Raw genomic sequence first — 752 nt, forward strand, 5'->3', positions numbered from 1 at the left:
TGACCTGCGATGATGCTCTCGATCACGTATTTGTTACTTCATTACGTCCCCTATGCACTTCCTGACCGAAAGGCTGAGCGACCTGCCGCCTGGCGCCAAGCTGGCCATCAGCTATCTGCGCGTCTCCACTTCTGCGCAAGCAGAAACCGACTTCAGCGACGAGGGATTTTCAATCCCGGCTCAGCGTGAGGCCAACGAGCGGACCGCCGATCGACTGAATGCGGTCATCGTGGCCGAATTCCTCGACCGCGGCGAATCAGCCAAGACTGCCGACCGCCCTGAGCTTCAAGCCATGCTGCGTTTCCTGCGCGAGCAAGGCGGCATCTCCTACGTGATCATACACAAGGTCGACCGGCTGGCCCGCTCCCGCGAGGACGATGTCACTATCAACCTCGCGATCCGGAAGGCTGGTGCCCAACTGGTGTCGTCCACCGAGAATATCGACGAGACACCGTCGGGCAAGCTCCTGCACGGAATCATGGCCACTATTGCCGAGTTCTATTCACAGAACTTGGCGCAGGAAGCCAAGAAGGGTACGGAGTCGAAATGAAATAACTTGCGCGTTTCGAACCCTCCACAGGCCTGTGACCTGCGATGATGCTCTCGATCACGTATTTGTTACTTCATTACGTCCCCTATGCGTCAGAAGGCCAAGGCCGGCGGCACGCTCGGACTGGCGCCCTTGGGCTACCGAAACGTCCGCGTGACGGTAGACGGCCGGGAGGTCCGAACCATCGCGGTCGACCAGGACC

1 pseudogene is annotated in these 752 nt (G+C 59.3%); it reads left to right on the plus strand.

The window, feature by feature from the left end:
• Positions 1–52: 52 nt before the first annotated feature.
• Positions 53–752 (plus strand): annotated as a pseudogene (locus ACY45C_RS12510) (recombinase family protein); the annotation flags it as partial.

Source organism: Frankia sp. CcWB2 (genome assembly GCF_977927585.1).